Below are 16,362 nucleotides of genomic sequence, written 5' to 3'. Positions count from 1 at the left end.
AATTCCTTAACTTAACGTGTTTTAATAGAGTTCCCTGTTATCAATGAACCAGTGAAAACTCGTGCTTCAGCAGCTGCTTGAGGGTTTTCAATACGTTCCATGAGTATATCTACAGCGGCTTTAGTTAGCTGTTTCATAGGTTGTTGTATTGTGGTTATTTGATAGTTGTACCAAGACGCAGCACTAATACCATCAAACCCTACCACCGACACATCGTCGGGTACGCTTAAGTTTAAGTTTTGTTTGATTTCATCAATTACGCCAATGGCCATTACATCATTACTGCAAATAATGGCATCAGGTAGGGGGTTTGTTTTTAACCAATCTTCTAATGCACTTCGTGCTGATTTATAGCCATAATCACCATAAATAACAGGCGTATTTTGGATACCTAAAGTGTGTAAATAATTTTGAGCTATTTCGCGGCGCTCGTTAGCAACGTCAGAATCTTCTGGGCCGGCAATAATTAAATACGACTTATGGTTAGATTGGTGTAATAAATCAATTAGCTGTTTAATGCCTTTATCGTGATTACAGCAAACTGTGTTTGCATTCGATTCAGGCACATTACGGTTATAAAGCACAATCGGTGTGCTGTGCTTGGCAAATAAATCTAAGCTTTTACTATCAAAGTGAGCTGCTAGAGCAATTACACCATCAACCTGAAAGGTCCAAATGTTTTCGAGTAATTCGTCTAGTTCGTCTGCGTCATCAAGAGTAAAGAGCAGCACTCGTTTATTATTAAGTGCCAACTCTTTATTAAGCTCAGAGAGTACCTCAGGGTAGTTCAAGTTTGCTCGCGATGATAAAATAACCGCGACCATACCAGACTGTTTAGTGATCAACATACGGGCAATGGCATTAGGGCGATAGCCCATTTCATTGGCTGTTGCGACTACCTTTTCGCGGGTTTTTTTAGACACGCTAAATCCGGGTCTAAATACACGCGATACCGCCGATTGTGATACACCCGCTTCGCGGGCTACATCATATGAGGTGACTCGTTTTTGCTTTGACAATGATTTATTTCCTATATCGTCTTACTCGTATGTCTGCTTGTTCTTTGTGGCCAGCGAACCCTTCTGCAGCACATAAACGTGAACAATACTCACCAACAACAACCGAGGCTTCTTCTGTTACTCGTTGGAAAGTACATGTTTTTATGAATTTTCCTACCCATAGCCCACCAGTATAACGCGCTGCTTTACCTGTGGGTAGTGTATGGTTTGTACCAATACATTTATCACCATAAGAAACGTTGGTTTGCGGCCCTAGGAACAATGCCCCATAGTTTTGCATGTTTTCTTTAAAGTAGTCGGTATTGCGAGTCATTACTTGTACGTGTTCAAATGCAAGATCGTTAGCAACGTCAATCATTTCCTCGTAGGTATCACATACAATAACTTCGCCATGATCTTTCCATGCTACACCTGCAATATCAGCAGTAGGTAATATGGTAAGTTGCCTCTCTACTTCAGCCATTGTATCAATTGCTAATTGCTCAGAGTTAGTTAGTAAAATAGCGGGAGACGTAGGACCGTGCTCTGCTTGGCCTAGTAAATCGGCAGCACATAGTTCGCCATCTACACTGTCATCAGCAATAACGAGTGTTTCGGTAGGACCTGCAAATAAATCGATACCAACTCGGCCAAATAACTGTCGTTTAGCCTCGGCTACAAAGGCGTTACCAGGTCCTACAATCATATCTACTGGGGCAATAGTTTGTGTTCCAATAGCCATTGCGGCAACGGCTTGTACACCACCGAGGCAGTAAATTTCATCTGCGCCTGCCATGTCCATTGCAACCACAATTTCTGGTGATGGCTTGCCATTAAAAGGCGGAGCCATAGCTATAACACGTTTAACACCGGCTACTTTAGCCGTTAATACACTCATATGAGCAGATGCTAGTAGTGGATATTTTCCACCTGGTACGTAACAACCTACGCTGTCCATTGCTAAATGTTTATGACCAAGCGTAACGCCAGGTAGCGTCTCTACTTCAACGTCTTTCATTGAGTCGCGTTGAATTTGAGCAAAATTACGGACTTGGCTTTGTGCCCATTTTATATCGTTGATTAATTGATCATCAAGCTGTGCGTAACATGCTTTAATTTCGTCAGCAGAAAGTTTGAAAGACTTCGGAGTCCACTTGTCGAATTTTTCAGAATATTCACGAATTGCTGCATCACCTTCAGATTCAACGCGCGTTAAAATATTTTCTACAATATCTCTTACTGACTGATTTTGTTCTTTTTTTGAGTCAGCAGGCTGACCTTTTTTTAAATGCTTTATCATTGTTTATATCCTTAGTGATTAGTTTTTTTATACACTGTTGATGAGACGTACTGGTTAAATAATGTCTTGCATCTGGGGGTACTCTAATTAATAATGACTTCGAATGCAATATAGATTTTAGGTGAACAAATGGGATTTGATAAAACTCTATTACTTGGTAAAACCATTTTGATAACGGGTGCAGGTAAAGGGATTGGTAAATCATGCGTACAAAAGTGTGTAGATGCGGGTGCAAATATAATTGCTGTGGCGCGTACAAAACACGATTTGGAGCAGCTCAAGCAATATGCTCCTTCGCAAATAGAAATCTGGCCGCTTGATATAAACAGTGATGCTTTTTATGAGCGTTTACGCGGACTTTCTAAATTAGACGGTTTACTTAACAACGCAGGTATTAACCGTGTTGCGCCAATGCTTGAGCAAACCGATGAGAACATTGACGATGTTATTGCGATGAATATTCGCAGTGTTTATCGAATAAGCCAAGCGGCATTACCGGCCTTAATCAACTCTGGTGCCGGTGCTGTGGTTAATATGTCATCGCAAATGGGATTTGTCGGCTCGCCTAATCGCACTTTGTATTGCATGAGTAAACATGCAGTAGAGGGGTTAACAAAGGCGCTGGCAGTTGAGCTTGCAACGCAAAATGTACGTGTTAATACCGTTGCTCCTACGTTTGTTGAAACCCCAATGACTAAGCCCATGCTTGAAAATCCCGATTTCAAAAAATTTGTTTATGACATGATCCCAATGAAAAAAATTGCTCAAACGGATGATGTCGCAAATGCTTGTGTATTTTTACTGAGTGAACTGTCAGCAATGATCACAGGAACAAGTATAAAAATTGATGGCGGCTGGACCGCTCAGTAATTAATTTAGGAGAGAATAATGAGTTTATTTGCAGATCGCTTAGTACGATACGATGATTTAATTCCGTGTAAGAACGCCTTTATTGATACGCGATCGCCTGGTAGTGATCAAAAAGAAAATTTTACTATTATAGGTCCAGGTGTTGCAGAGAACCCTAATCAGCATGTGCATATTTCCATACCTCATGGGTTTAATATTGGTGGTGCTCGTCAACCTGCTGGGTGCTTAAACTCGCAGCATAGCCACTTAACAGAAGAAATATTTGTTGTACACAGTGGCACATGGGCATTTTATACCGGTGTAGATGGTAAAGATGCCAGGGTAATTTTAAATGAAGGCGATATTATTTCGATTCCTTTAGATATTTTTAGAGGATTTGAAAACGTAGGTGATGGTATAGGTTACTTGTATGCAGTACTTGGCAGTGACGATCCTGGCAGAGTGCTTTGGGCTCCACAAGTATTTGATATGGCAAAAGAGTTCGGTCTTATTTTGCTAGAAAATGGCAGCTTAGTAGACACAACGCTCAATGAGAAAATCCCAGATGGGGTAAAACCAATGGCTGTTACAAGTAGTGATCAAATAGCGCAGCACCGAGTAATAACAGACGAAGAGCTTGCGCAAACAGTGGTCAAGGCACGAGATTTTAATTGGAACAAGCACTCTTACTTAAGCCAATCCGAAGGTGTTTACGAAGCACCGTTAGTTGGTAATTTAAATGCTGATACGCTTATTCAAACGCAATTAAATTGGGCGCATGGATTTAATATATCAGCGTTAAAACTACAGCCAAATGCAAAAATAGCAAAACACATTCGTTTTGAAGAAGAGGTTATTTTTGTTCATCAAGGTAGTTTAACCATTGATTTAGGCGATGAAGTACTAACGCTTACTCAAGGTGATACATTTTCAGTCCCTATTGAACATAGCCGAGCGCTTAGTAATGAAGCGCAAGGTGATTGCATTATGTATATCACTCGCAGAAATGATGCGCCAAAAGATCCGCAATTTATTTAAACTCTAATGCCATATGTAATTTAAAGCACTTAGCTTGTTTTAGCTAAGTGCTTCTTTCGTGGTAAAAAACCAGTAACCAGCATAGTGCCTACAATTACAAATAGTGCGCCTAGTAATGTATTTGGCCCTATTTGCTCATCTAAAAATAAATGCCCCCAAAATATGCCAAATAATGGAATTAAAAATGTAACCGTGAGTGCTGAGGTTGGGCCAATATCGTCGATTAATTTAAAAAATAAAATATAAGCAAGGGCGGTACATACTACGCCCAGTACTAATACACCTAGCATAATGTTGGTGCTTGGTATTTCTCGAATTGGCATAAATAAGATAAGCGGTAATACCATAAAGCTCGAAGCCCACATTGAGCCATGGGCGTTATCGAATGGGGCCAGTTTAGGCGCATTTTTAGTGTAATGCGATGCAATGGCATAGCAAAGTGAAGCGCTTAATGCCGCTACTATGGCCAAAATTGATTGGCTATTTAACACAAAATGATTTTGCCCAACCAAAATAGCTACGCCAATTAAACCCAGCAGTAAACCAATCACCATACTTTTATTGGGCTTTGTTTTTGTCCATAAAATTCCAACAACAACACCCCATATTGGTGTTGTAGAATTTAAAATTGAGAGTGTGGATGCGCTGATAGTTTGGGCTGCGTAAGCAAAAAATAAAAACGGAAGAGCAGAATTAAACGCGCCTATAATAAAAAAGTGTTTTTTATGTTGGATAAACGCCAAGCGGCGTTTTAAGTACAGCGCCATAATAAATAGGGTGAGTGCAGCAAAGCCTACTCTAAACTCAATTAATACCGCAGGCCCCAAGCTGTTAGCTGCCATTCGCATAAATAAAAAAGAAGCGCCCCAAATAGCGGCCAGAAAAAATAATCGCAGTAAGCTTGCTAAGGTCATGATAGTATTTTAATTATGCTGATTGGTTTTTAGAATAACAGGGTTTATAAAAAGTGTAAGCCATATTCGGAACTGGCATATAAAAATAATAAATTAAGGATAAGAATGAAAAAGTTCTCAGTAGTTTCTATGGTGTTTATCACTTTTTTGGGTGGATGTAATTCAAGCCCAATCAACCTTTACAGTGATACCACCATGAAAAAGAATGAATACAATGGTATTAAAGCGTATCGAAAAGGACAGTTTGAAGCCGCTTTCAATTATTTAAAAGAGCCTGCTGGGCTAGGCTATAAAAGCGCACAATACACGTTGGCGTTTATGTTTTTGAAAGGCCAATACTTGGAGCAATCTACTAAACTAGGGATGGGCTGGCTAGGCGTTGCAAAAGAAGCGGGGGTTGAAAATTGGTCTGCGCAATACGATGTATTTTACAGTGCAGCAACTACGCAGCAAAAACAACAAATAGACGAAACAGTTGCGTTGTATATAACGCAATTTGGCGTTAAAGCACAAAATATGACCTGTCGTCGTTCAACTTCGCCTAGGCGTACATTTGGTGAAGTTAAAATTGATTGCACTAAGCACGAAGGTAGCGTTACCGAGCACGGCATACAAATAATAGAATAGAGTTATGGCTTTTCTAGCTTTTTTTCAAAGTCGCTTTTAACAATATCGAGTGCTTTTAAGACCTCTTCTGGAGCAACATCGTGTTGCTCTAGTATCATAATTAAATCTACTGCAAGTTTAATATGTGTAGGGGCTTGATCAAGTGGACTTGTCATTTAACTCTTTCTTTTTTGATATTTGGCTAATGGCAACATTTATTGCTGTTTGTACACGTTGTTCCATATGTATGCGTTCTGATTGCGGTAAATAAAACGCCATATCTACATCGTAGCGAATATATCGTGGCGGGAGCTGATTTAGTACCGTACAACAAAAGTCAGCCATTACATCTTCATCATATTTTTCATCAAGTTTAAGTTTGATGATTTCTTCAACTACAATCTTTTCGTAATAGTTGTGTATGTCTTCGTGTAATCGCATATTCCCACCGCTTTAAAATAATCCGTTTAACTGAGTCTATACTAAGGCTTACTATAAATCGATAGCGGCTTTAAATAGTTGTTTATGAACATTAATTAGTGAACTCAAATTACGCTGATAACCGCCACCTAAAGCGCACATTAGTGGGGTTTGATGTTGCTTACAGAAGTTGAGAACAAACAAGTCGCGCTCATATACGCCATTGAGCGATATATTAAACAAGCCTAACTCGTCTTTAGTGTAAATATCAGCGCCTGCATTATACAAAATAATATCAGGGTTATGTATGCGCACGCAAAAATCGAGTGCTTGCTTTAATGTAGCAAGGTACTCATCGTCGGCTGTTTTAGCGGGCAATGCAAAATCGTAAGTGGACTCTTGCTTATTACGAGGAAAATTTTGCTCACAATGAATTGAGCAGGTAATAATTTGGTTATGGTTTTGAGTGATTTGTGCTGTGCCATCGCCTTGGTGTACGTCGCAATCAAAAATTAAAACAGTGTCGGCTTGCTCTGTATTTATTAAATGTGCTGCTGCAATAGCTAAATCATTAAAAATACAAAAGCCACTGCCAAAATCACTATGAGAATGATGATAACCACCGCTTAAATTGAAGGTTAGATCGTGACTAAAAGCCGCTTCAGCAGCTTGAATACTCCCGCCAATAGATAAAAGAGTACGCTCTACAAGTTGTTGCGAATAGGGAAATCCCATCTTTTTAATTGCTTTATCACCTAGAGTCCCATTTAAAAAGTCATCTATATAACGTTGGCTATGACATAGCGAAAGTTGAGATTTAGTTGCTTTTATAGGCTCTTGAAAGTGAATAGCCGAAACACCTAGGTTTTCTATTTCTGTTTTAAGTAGCTTATACTTTTGAATAGGAAATCGATGACGTTCTGCAAGGATAAGGTCTGAATACAATGGATAATAAAGCTGCATAGTAAAGTTCGGCTTAACGCAGCTGCTGTTTTTCTACTTGTTGTATTTTGTCCTCGGTGGCAGAAATTGCTTTTCTGCAGCGGCCTAATCGAGCGTGTGTGCTTAATATTTCAAGGTTAAGCTTTTGTGCTTTAGCTGGCGATGCTTTATCCATTTGCATTTTACGCTCTTCAATCATGAGCACTAAACGGCGTTCAAACTCATGGTTTTGTTTTAATTCGTCGTAAAGCTCGTGCGATGATTGCATTATTTTTTGTACCGCTTGCTTATAAACGGTTTGCTTAGGGCGTGGTTTATAATGGCTTTTGTTTTCTTTAACCCAAATAGGGGTAGATTTAATAACATTGAATACAGCTTGTATTTGAGCTGCAATACGTTCAAGCGCGTAGGTATAAGCATGGCGATGCTCGCTTGGCGGTAACCTCGAAACTTCGTCTTCTATTTCTATTACGTAATCGACGAGGTTCATGCTTTTAGTACTAAAAACTGCGCGGTCAAACAAGCTAGGTTGCGCTTGCATGTAACGATTTTTAGAAAAAAGTTTAGCTTTATCAAATTGCTCAGCTTGTTGTTTTAGCGTTGCAACTTGTTGGCGTAGTTTATCTAAAGCTGTAGGGTGCATATTAAAAGTAAGCCTCGTAAATTAGTTTTAATGCTAAAAGTATAACCATAGTATTAAATACAGGGCGAATAAATTTACTACCAAAACGTATTGCTGAATGTGCTCCAAACCATGCGCCTAGCATAATAAAAAAGCCCATTGTTATGCCAAGTAAAAAGTTTACATGGCCGAGTGCTACAAAAGTGATGAGCGATATAAAATTAGAAACAAAGTTCATTGAACGCGCTAAACCACAATTGAGTAGCAAGTTCATTTTATAAAGCATGCCATTAGAAGCGGTCCAAAATGTCCCCGTACCTGGCCCTGCTAAACCATCAAAAAAGCCTAATGCTAAACCTTGTAGCCATTGTTTTATTTTCATCGCTTTGTTTAGTTTAGGGAGTTCATCGCCTTCTGTGGTACTTAAATTACCAAATAAGCTATAAGCGGCAACTAAAATAATAATAATGGGGAGTAGTTTGTTTAAAAAATCGATACTTAAATGATCAACAATAACAGTACCTATCAATGCACCTATTGCAGTAGCAATTATGGAGGCAGCCCAAAACTTTGGACTAAATAAGTTCTTTTTATAGTATGTATAGCTTGCTGTTAAGGAGCCAAAACTTGCTGCTAGTTTATTGGTGCCTAATGTTAAATGTGGAGGTAAGCCTGCAGTTAATAAAGCGGGCACAGTTAACATACCACCGCCACCGGCGATAGCGTCTATAAAACCTGCGGCAAGTGCAACAGCACATAAAACAGCCCAAGTTGTTGGATCGAGTGCGAGTTCAAACATTAATAATCTATTTGTCTTTTAAAAGGTGGTAGGGTGTCGAGCATGGCTTTACCGTATCGCTTAGTAACTAAGCGCCTATCGAGAATAGTAATACAGCCTTCATCACTCTCTTTTCGCAGCAGTCTACCACAGCTTTGTACCAATTTCTTTGCGGCGTCTGGCACGGTAATCGTTAAAAACGGGTTACCACCTTTGCTTTGTACAAATTCTGCTTGCGCTTCTTCTATCGGCGAAGTAGGTACAGCAAACGGAATTTTAGTGATTATTAAGTTCTCTAAATATTTACCAGGTAAATCAAGACCTTCTGAAAGGCTTTGTGTTCCAAATAAAATACTGCCTTTGCCTTCGTCTACATTTTTAGTGTGTAATTTAAGCAACGCTTCTCGCGACATCTCACCTTGTACTAATAAGTTAAAACCTTTTGTTCTAAGAAACTTTGTTACGTGGTCCATTTGCCAGTAAGAAGCGAATAGTACAAGGTTCGCTTTTTTATCATTTAGGTACTCTGGTAAAGTTTTAGCTAGGTGATCACTAAAGTCTTTATCGGTAGGTTCTACTTTAGATACCGGAATACGTAAAGTGGCTTGTTTGGGGTAATCAAAAGGAGAAGGTACTTTAATAAATTTAACGCCTTCTTCTTTAGCAAGTCCTGTTTCGTAAGCAAAGTGATCGAACGAGCCCAGTGCACTTAATGTAGCAGAGCACAAAACAGCGCCCGCGCATTCTCGCCACAATTTATCTTTTAAGTAATAACCGACCTCGATAGGGCAGTCGCTTAATAAGTGGTCGTGATGGCTTTTGTATTCAAGGCGTTTTATCCACCGTGCATGAGGAGCACCTTCGCCTTTTTTTGCGTAACTAAACCATAGTTTGTTTAGTTGCTCTAACCGGTTTATGTATTGACCGCTTTCGCCTAGTATTGGGTCGGCAACGTAAGGTTTTATGTCACCATCACTTACATCTTGGGTAAGGGTGTCGTGCATTTTGTTTAAACAGCGCAGCGCATCTTGCGTGGCTTCGCTTATATCTTTTGCTTTACTGTGCAGCGATTGTGGAATTTCACCGTGTTCAAAGCGATAAGTATCGTCTTTTGAGTATTCAAAGTCGGCATTATCAAGAATATCGCGAACTACTTTTAAATCTTTATTCGCGTCATTAATGCTGTCGCAAAGTTTAAAGTTTTGCCCAATAGCTCTTTGCCCCACTAAAACCTTCGCCATTTTCCCGCTAAACTTGGTGAGCTTATCAAGCCATTCTATCGTGCCTTTAATTGTGGCAGCAGCTGATGAAAAATCGCGTGTTATATGTGCTAAATGGTGCGCTTCATCAATTACATAAATGGTGTTGTCGGGCTCTGGTAAAATTTTACCACCGCCTAGGTCTAAATCGGCAAGTAATAAAGAGTGGTTAATTACCAGCACATCCATTTGCATTAATTGATTACGAGCAAGCTGAAACGGACACGTTTGATGGGCCTTCATTTGGCGCTGGCACGAATGTTTATCGCACGCTATTAAGTTCCACACTCTATCGGGTACGGTATCGGCCCAGCTGTCTCTATCGCCTTGCCATTTTTTATTTACGTAAGCGTTATATAACTCATTTAAACATTTGGTTTCCATTGCGCTCAATGGTGAAGTAAGCGTTGGCATAAAGTCCATTTGTGTTTGGCTATCGCCGTTTACAGCATTATGTAATTTGTGGGCACAAATATAACGATGGCGACCTTTTACCAAATCAAATTTAAAGTCGAGGCCTGAATGCTTTTTAAAAAATGGGAGTTCTTTCGCTATTAATTGTTCTTGCAGTGCAACGGTTGCGGTAGAAATAACGAGCTTCTTTTTTTGCGCTAAGGCAAGCGGTAATGCGCCTAAACAATAGGCAAGAGACTTACCAGTACCGGTGCCTGCTTCAATTACGCAAATGCGCTGCTTTTTATGGTATTCACCAGCAAGCGTTTTTGCTATTTCGGCTACAAGGTAGTTTTGACTGCTACGAGGGCGATAATCGTTTAGGTTGCTAGCCACATGCTGGTGTACTTGCCTAATTGTTTTTTTTAGTGAGTCAGAAAGCATGGGATGATTTACCTAAAGTATGTATATAATTACAGTGCTATGGATTTTAGAGTTATAAGAGTGTAACTACAAGAAGTGATGAGATTAATTTAGCAAATAAAGTATCTGAGTGTTTATTTAGGTTGAATGTATGGCTTTAAAGCATTTTGAATTAAGTAAAAACTTACATATATATGAATAAGGTTTAGTAATAATGTACTTAACAGCCGGTTTTATTGTTTCTTCTCATGCTTATGATACTGCTAACGGCATCTGCTACGAAGCGTGGTTTTGTAGTGATAAAGGGCCTATAAAAACAGTATCAGCTAACGAAAATGCGCTGTTTTTTATCAAAAGTAAAGATGCTGAAATAGCGCATAAAATATTAGCAGCTGAGTCACTTATCTTTAATATTAAAAGTCTTGAGTTAAAAAACTTTCAGCAAGAAGATATGTCGGCCTGTTACTTCAAATCACTAAAGCATTTTTATTCTGCTGCTAAAGCTTTAAAGCAACGTGGAGTTGTATTATTTGAAGAAGATATTCGACCAATAGAGCGCTATTTAATGGAGCGCTTTATAAAAGGAGGTGCTTGGGTAACGGGTAATGTTTTTTATCAAAATGGTTATACATTAGTAACAGAGGCAAAATTAAAAGCAAATGATGAGTATTCCCCAACTCTTAATAAGCTCTCGTTAGACATTGAATGTAACGAAAGTGGCGTTTTGTTTTCTGTTGGACTTGTGGGCTGTAATTTAGACTGTGTTTTAATGATTGGCGAGCCAGATAGAGAAGCTGAAAACCTAGAGTTTGATATTATTTGGTGTGTAGATGAGGCTGAGCTCTTAAAGGGATTGGAGCATTTTATTAAGCTTAGCGATCCTGATGTCATAATTGGCTGGAATGTAATTGAGTTCGATTTTTCGGTTATTCATGAAAGAGCTGAAGCACTAGGCATTAAGTTATTACTGGGTAGGGGAGATCAACCTTTATATATTCGCAAAGGACACTTTACTCGAGTATCGATCCCTGGGCGATGTGTGGTTGATGGAATAGACACTTTAAAAAATGGTACATATAGCTTTGAGAGTTTTTCTTTAGCTAACGTTTCAAATCAAGTGTTGGGTGAGTCCAAATTAATCGACACGGCTAATAGCCTACAGGAAATTATTAGGCAATTTAATGAAGATAAGCTTTCTTTAGCAAAATATAATCGACAAGATTGTATTTTGGTAAATAAAATTTTTGATAAATTAAAGCTACTCGATTTTTCTATTATAAGAACAAAGCTCACAGGATTAGAGCTTGAAAAAAAGGGCGGCTCTGTCGCTGCTTTTATTAATATGTATTTACCACTACTGCATCGCAGCGGTTATGTTGCCCCTAATATGGGCGATCATGGACTTACATTTGAAAGCCCAGGCGGTTATGTAATGGAGTCTATTCCTGGGCTTTATAAAAATGTCATTGTTTTAGATTTTAAAAGCCTATACCCCAGTATTATGCAAACTTTCTACATTGATCCACTCGGACTAATAGAAGGTTTAAAAAATCCAAACCATAGTGTACAGGGGTTTAATGAGGCCCTATTCTCGCGCGACGAACATCACTTACCTTTACTGATTAAAAGCTTAGCGTCGCAAAGACAGCTCGCCAAAGACAATCAAGATCAAATGCTTTCTCAAGCAATTAAAATAATAATGAATAGCTTATATGGTGTTTTAGGCTCAAAAGGATGCAGGTTTTACGATCCCAGGTTATCTAGCTCTATTACGTTAAGAGGGCACGAAATAATGCTACAAACTAAAAAATGGATAGAAGAGCTTGGTTATAGCGTTATTTATGGTGATACCGATTCTACATTTATTAAGTTGGATGATGATTTAACCCACGACGAGTGTAATGAAATTGGCGTGTTTTTAGCTAAAAAGATAACTACAGATTGGATTAACGAGATTAAACAAACGCACAATTTAACAAGTCATTTAGAAATAGAATTTGAATCTCTTTATAGCCCTTTCTTTTTGCCAACCATAAGGGGGAAGCTAGTTGGATCTAAAAAGCGCTATGTCGGTAAATTAATTAAACCAAACGAATCAAAACTAGTATTTAAAGGATTAGAAACAGTAAGAAGTGATTGGACTAAACTTGCTCAACAATTCCAGTTCGACCTATTTACTAGTCTTTTTGATGGAAATTTAAATATAAATGACCTTGTTAAAGACTATACAACAAAGTTATACCAAGGTGATTTTGATCATTTACTCATTTTCAAAAAGAGATTAGGTCAAAACTTAATCGATTATAAGAAAAATATCCCCCCTCATGTTCAAGCAGTTAAAAAACACCAGAAAAAAAATAGCGAATTTACGGTCAATAGAGGTGAATTTGTTACATTCGTTTACACAACCGCTGGAGTTGAACTGTATCAAGGCTTTCATAGCTATGACTATTCAATTTATGTAGAAAAACAGATTGTACCGTTATTTGAAATGGTTGATGTTATTTCGAACGGTAATGTTTTTTTTGGGTTAAGTTCTCAGGGTGGGTTTTTTTAATAATACCCAAAATGGCAATGTTTTGGTGTTTTTATCTTCTAAACCTTCCTGTACTTCCTTTTTATTGCGTTATTTATTCTTTTCTGCAAAATTCCGTTAACTTTTGTTGGCTTTTCGATATTTTTTGTTTATTATTTGTTTTAGTTACTGTTAAGAAGCTGTAACAATAAAATAAATAATGATTGCTACTATTAAGTAGTGACACCAGGGAGAATCAAATGTTAAATAATCAAGTAGCTAAAGCGGTGCGTATCGCACTTGCTTTTGGCGCAGCCTCAACAGCTGTATTTTCTTCAAGCTCTTTTGCAGCTGAAGATGGAATCGAGAAAGTAGAGCGTATTCAAGTCACGGGTTCTAGAATTAAAAGAACTGACTTAGAAACATCTAGCCCTGTAACAGTAATGACTGCAGAAGAGATCAAGCTAAGTGGTTTTACTCGTGTTGAAGATGTTTTAAACCAACTTCCACAAATAGAAGCTGCACAAAGCTCTTTCTTGGCAAATGGCGCAACAGGTACTGCAACTGTTGATTTACGCGGTTTAGGCTCAAACAGAACTCTAGTGTTAATAAATGGTCGCAGAATGCAAGCGGGTAGTATTACTTCGCAAGTTGCAGATATTAACCAAATTCCAGCATCTCTAATTAAGCGTGTAGATGTATTAACTGGTGGCGCAGCTGCAGTATACGGTGCAGATGCCGTAGCTGGTGTAGTTAACTTTGTTATGGATGATGAGTTTGATGGTATTTCATTAAATGTGGGCAGCTCAGGCTATCAACACAACAATGATAATAAATACATGCAAGGGTTAATGGATGATAGAGGCTACGACTACGATACTGGTAACACTGGTATTGATGGTAAAGCTTACAGCATCGATTTTACTATCGGTGGTGGATTTGATGGCGGTAAAGGTCATGCGGTAGGTTATGTTACTTACAACCGTCAAAATGAGTTAGTACAAGGTACTCGTGACTATTCATCATGTGCTTTGTCTGATGATGGCAAATCATGTGGTGGCTCTGCTACAGCACCAAATCCAAATTTTGATATTTACCCAGTTGTAGATGGTGTAGTTGATTACGAACAGAACTTTTTTGGTAACTTAAATCCAAATGGTCAGGGTTTTCTTGAGGATGATGGTACCCGTTACAACTTTGCTCCAGTTAACCATTTTTTACGTCCGAATGAGCGCTTTACGTTTGGTACGTTTATTGATTATGAAATCAATGAGCACTTTAGACCATATTTAGAATTTTCATTTATGCACAACAGAACAGCGGGTCAAATAGCTGAGTCTGGTACTTTCTTCAATGAAGAAATTTTGTTTGATTACAACAATCCTTTACTATCTGATATTCAAAAACAACAGCTTCAGACTTTATTTAACCAAAACGGCGATGATCAATTTGTTGCCTATATTGGTAAACGTAATGTTGAAGGCGGTCCACGAGAAGATAACCTAGAGCATACGTCATACAGAATCTTGACAGGTATGGAAGGTGAAATTAACGATAGCTGGTCTTACGATATTAGCTATAACTACTCTGCAACAACGTCAAGTTCAGTTTATAAAAATGACTTATTAGCCCCAAAAATTGCTCCGCGCGTGGGTGCTGTTGGCACTGAATGTGACGAAGCAGATGATTGTTTATTATATAACGTGTTTGAATTAGACGGTGTAACAGCTGAGCAAGCTGCACAGTTAGCTGGTGTTGGAACACAAACCGGTTTAGTAACACAGATTATTTACAGTGGTTACGTTACCGGTGAATTTGATTGGAGTCTACCTTCTGCATCAGCTCCTATCGCTGCAGTATTCGGTTTTGAACGTCGTGAGCAAGATTACGAACGTATTTCAGATACGGTATACGAAGAAGGTCAACTATTAGGTCAAGGTGGTCCATCTCCAAGTTTGTACGGTGCTATTGATGTAAATGAGCTTTACGCTGAATTACAAGTTCCAGTACTTGACGAGTTAAATGTATCAGCCGCTGCTCGCTGGTCAGATTACTCAACAACTGGTTCAGATACAACATACTCAATTGGTACAGATTACACGATTGCAGATGCATATAAACTAAGAGCAAGTTACGCAAAAGTTGTGCGCGCACCAAATATTGGTGAATTATTCTCTGCGCAAAGCATTAGTTTGTGGAGCGGTGTTGATTCTTGTGCTGGTGATACGCCAGTATTATCACAAAGCCAGTGTGCTAATACAGGTGTAAGTGCTTCACAATATGGAAATATAAGTTCATCTCCAGCTAGCCAATATAATCAATTTGCAGGCGGTAATCCGGAACTTGAGCCAGAAGAAGGCGATACAATTACAATTGGTTTAGTTGCCAACCCTTTCGATAACTTTAATTTCTCAATTGATTACTTCAAAATTGAAATTGAAAAAGTAGTTGGCACTGTAGGCGCAGAACGTATTGTTGATAACTGTGCTAAGACAGGCGACGCATTCTTCTGTGACAGTGTTTCTCGTAGTCCATCTGGCAGCTTATGGTTAGGGCAAACTGGCTTTGTTACAAACTTAAGTGACAACATTGGCGCACAAACATGGGAAGGCGTTGACTTTACAGCGGGTTACAAGATGGACCTAGAGCAAGGTGCATTAAACTTTGATATTAATGGCTTCTACAGTATTCAAAAAGAAGTTGAGCCAATTTTAGGTGATGCTGATTTAGCTTACGACTGTGCTGGTGTAGTTAGTACAGACTGTTTTGCTTCTCCGAAATGGCGTCACACAGCTAATGTAAATTACCTACGTGATGATTGGCGTGTTGGTGTTAAATGGCGCTACTACGGAACTGTAGATTATGAAGGTTCTACAGATTCATTATTAATTGAAGATGGCGGTATTGAAGCATATAGCTTTATTGATGTTTCTGGTAGCTATTCATATAACGAGCATTTAACCTTTACTGGTGGTATGAATAATATCTTTGATAAAGAACCACCATTAGTTGGTGGTACAGTATCTTCAAATGCAAATACGATTGCAGGTTTTTATGACAGTTTAGGTCGTTTTGTTCATGTAAGCTTTAACTTGAAATTCTAATATTAGAAATTTAATTAAAAGGCCCATAGTCACGTGACTACGGGCCTTTTTTGTATTTATGTCTCGTCCTGAAATGTGTTTACACATTTAGGATTTACTATGACCAAGTCAAATAATACACCGTTCAAACGAACACAACGAGATTATTCATTAGGCTTTAAATTACAAGTTGTCGACGCTGTAGAAAAAGGCGATATGACT

General features: G+C 38.6%; 15 protein-coding genes. 6 read left to right on the top strand and 9 right to left on the bottom strand.

Annotated elements, in window-relative coordinates; genetic code table 11:
- Positions 1-11: 11 nt before the first annotated feature.
- Together I6F42_RS15615 and hisD are read right to left on the bottom strand one after the other, a co-directional pair.
- Entirely contained in the window at positions 12-1,019 is a 1,008-nt protein-coding gene (locus tag I6F42_RS15615) for a LacI family DNA-binding transcriptional regulator (RefSeq protein WP_010553708.1), read from the bottom strand.
- Between the two features lie 4 nt (positions 1,020-1,023).
- Positions 1,024-2,298 carry a histidinol dehydrogenase gene (hisD, locus tag I6F42_RS15610; RefSeq protein WP_197152738.1) on the bottom strand — a complete coding sequence of 425 codons (1,275 nt, stop codon included), beginning with the start codon at positions 2,296-2,298 and terminating at the stop codon, positions 1,024-1,026.
- Positions 2,299-2,427: 129 nt separating this feature from the next.
- Here hisD and I6F42_RS15605 point away from each other — a divergent pair, with 129 nt between their 5' ends.
- Entirely contained in the window at positions 2,428-3,168 is a 741-nt protein-coding gene (locus I6F42_RS15605) for an SDR family NAD(P)-dependent oxidoreductase (protein ID WP_010553706.1), read from the top strand.
- An 18-nt stretch (positions 3,169-3,186) separates the two neighbouring features.
- On the top strand, positions 3,187-4,185 hold the full coding sequence (locus I6F42_RS15600) for a cupin domain-containing protein (RefSeq protein ID WP_010553705.1): 999 nt from the start codon (positions 3,187-3,189) through the stop codon (positions 4,183-4,185).
- A 29-nt stretch (positions 4,186-4,214) separates the two neighbouring features.
- On the opposite strand, the gene I6F42_RS15595 is transcribed toward I6F42_RS15600, so the two are convergent.
- Positions 4,215-5,099 (bottom strand): DMT family transporter, encoded by an 885-nt coding sequence (locus tag I6F42_RS15595; protein ID WP_010553704.1) that lies wholly within the window; start codon positions 5,097-5,099, stop codon positions 4,215-4,217.
- Between the two features lie 105 nt (positions 5,100-5,204).
- Between I6F42_RS15595 and I6F42_RS15590 the strand changes: the two genes are divergently transcribed.
- A complete protein-coding gene (locus I6F42_RS15590) occupies positions 5,205-5,726 on the top strand; it encodes a sel1 repeat family protein (RefSeq protein ID WP_197152737.1) in 522 nt (173 codons plus the stop codon).
- A 2-nt stretch (positions 5,727-5,728) separates the two neighbouring features.
- On the opposite strand, the gene I6F42_RS15585 is transcribed toward I6F42_RS15590, so the two are convergent.
- From I6F42_RS15585 to dinG, 6 genes are read right to left on the bottom strand one after another with little or no spacing between them, the layout of a single operon-like run.
- Positions 5,729-5,881 (bottom strand): DUF2496 domain-containing protein, encoded by a 153-nt coding sequence (locus tag I6F42_RS15585; RefSeq protein WP_007584045.1) that lies wholly within the window; start codon positions 5,879-5,881, stop codon positions 5,729-5,731.
- Positions 5,865-6,146 carry a late competence development ComFB family protein gene (locus I6F42_RS15580; protein WP_007584043.1) on the bottom strand — a complete coding sequence of 94 codons (282 nt, stop codon included), beginning with the start codon at positions 6,144-6,146 and terminating at the stop codon, positions 5,865-5,867. Before I6F42_RS15580 ends, I6F42_RS15585 begins: the two co-directional genes overlap by 17 nt.
- A 51-nt stretch (positions 6,147-6,197) precedes the next feature.
- Positions 6,198-7,088: a histone deacetylase gene (locus I6F42_RS15575; protein ID WP_197152736.1), complete on the bottom strand. Its 891-nt coding sequence runs from the start codon at positions 7,086-7,088 to the stop codon at positions 6,198-6,200.
- Positions 7,089-7,101: 13 nt separating this feature from the next.
- On the bottom strand, positions 7,102-7,710 hold the full coding sequence (locus I6F42_RS15570; RefSeq protein WP_197152735.1) for a primosomal replication protein: 609 nt from the start codon (positions 7,708-7,710) through the stop codon (positions 7,102-7,104).
- Between the two features lies 1 nt (position 7,711).
- The gene (locus I6F42_RS15565) at positions 7,712-8,488 is read right to left on the bottom strand and encodes a TSUP family transporter (protein WP_024593658.1); all 777 of its coding nucleotides are present in this window, start codon (positions 8,486-8,488) and stop codon (positions 7,712-7,714) included.
- On the bottom strand, positions 8,488-10,563 hold the full coding sequence (dinG, locus tag I6F42_RS15560; protein WP_007584036.1) for an ATP-dependent DNA helicase DinG: 2,076 nt from the start codon (positions 10,561-10,563) through the stop codon (positions 8,488-8,490). The genes I6F42_RS15565 and dinG overlap by 1 nt, the downstream gene beginning before the upstream one ends.
- 193 nt (positions 10,564-10,756) lie before the next feature.
- Between dinG and I6F42_RS15555 the strand changes: the two genes are divergently transcribed.
- The 3 genes from I6F42_RS15555 to I6F42_RS15545 all read left to right on the top strand — a co-directional run.
- On the top strand, positions 10,757-13,099 hold the full coding sequence (locus I6F42_RS15555; RefSeq protein ID WP_197152734.1) for a DNA polymerase II: 2,343 nt from the start codon (positions 10,757-10,759) through the stop codon (positions 13,097-13,099).
- 218 nt (positions 13,100-13,317) lie between these two features.
- On the top strand, positions 13,318-16,161 hold the full coding sequence (locus I6F42_RS15550; RefSeq protein ID WP_197152732.1) for a TonB-dependent receptor domain-containing protein: 2,844 nt from the start codon (positions 13,318-13,320) through the stop codon (positions 16,159-16,161).
- Between the two features lie 99 nt (positions 16,162-16,260).
- Positions 16,261-16,362, top strand: a 102-nt coding sequence (locus I6F42_RS15545; RefSeq protein ID WP_197152730.1) for a valyl-tRNA synthetase, incomplete at its 3' end; no start/stop codon positions are given.

Source organism: Pseudoalteromonas sp. SWYJZ12 (genome assembly GCF_015864395.1).
GTDB lineage: Bacteria > Pseudomonadota > Gammaproteobacteria > Enterobacterales > Alteromonadaceae > Pseudoalteromonas > Pseudoalteromonas arctica.
Note: the sequence above shows the minus strand (reverse complement) of the source record. Positions and strands in the feature narration are given on the sequence as shown.

Bases quoted from the DNA above. Each gene is read 5' to 3' on its own strand.
- I6F42_RS15585 (WP_007584045.1), bottom strand. From the start codon at position 5,881: ATGACAAGTCCACTTGATCAAGCCCCTACACATATTAAACTTGCAGTA.
- hisD (WP_197152738.1), bottom strand. From the start codon at position 2,298: ATGATAAAGCATTTAAAAAAAGGTCAGCCTGCTGACTCAAAAAAAGAA.
- I6F42_RS15590 (WP_197152737.1), top strand. From the start codon at position 5,205: ATGAAAAAGTTCTCAGTAGTTTCTATGGTGTTTATCACTTTTTTGGGT.
- I6F42_RS15595 (WP_010553704.1), bottom strand. From the start codon at position 5,099: ATGACCTTAGCAAGCTTACTGCGATTATTTTTTCTGGCCGCTATTTGG.
- I6F42_RS15570 (WP_197152735.1), bottom strand. From the start codon at position 7,710: ATGCACCCTACAGCTTTAGATAAACTACGCCAACAAGTTGCAACGCTA.
- I6F42_RS15580 (WP_007584043.1), bottom strand. From the start codon at position 6,146: ATGCGATTACACGAAGACATACACAACTATTACGAAAAGATTGTAGTT.
- I6F42_RS15605 (WP_010553706.1), top strand. From the start codon at position 2,428: ATGGGATTTGATAAAACTCTATTACTTGGTAAAACCATTTTGATAACG.
- I6F42_RS15600 (WP_010553705.1), top strand. From the start codon at position 3,187: ATGAGTTTATTTGCAGATCGCTTAGTACGATACGATGATTTAATTCCG.
- dinG (WP_007584036.1), bottom strand. From the start codon at position 10,563: ATGCTTTCTGACTCACTAAAAAAAACAATTAGGCAAGTACACCAGCAT.
- I6F42_RS15565 (WP_024593658.1), bottom strand. From the start codon at position 8,488: ATGTTTGAACTCGCACTCGATCCAACAACTTGGGCTGTTTTATGTGCT.
- I6F42_RS15550 (WP_197152732.1), top strand. From the start codon at position 13,318: ATGTTAAATAATCAAGTAGCTAAAGCGGTGCGTATCGCACTTGCTTTT.
- I6F42_RS15555 (WP_197152734.1), top strand. From the start codon at position 10,757: ATGTACTTAACAGCCGGTTTTATTGTTTCTTCTCATGCTTATGATACT.
- I6F42_RS15575 (WP_197152736.1), bottom strand. From the start codon at position 7,088: ATGCAGCTTTATTATCCATTGTATTCAGACCTTATCCTTGCAGAACGT.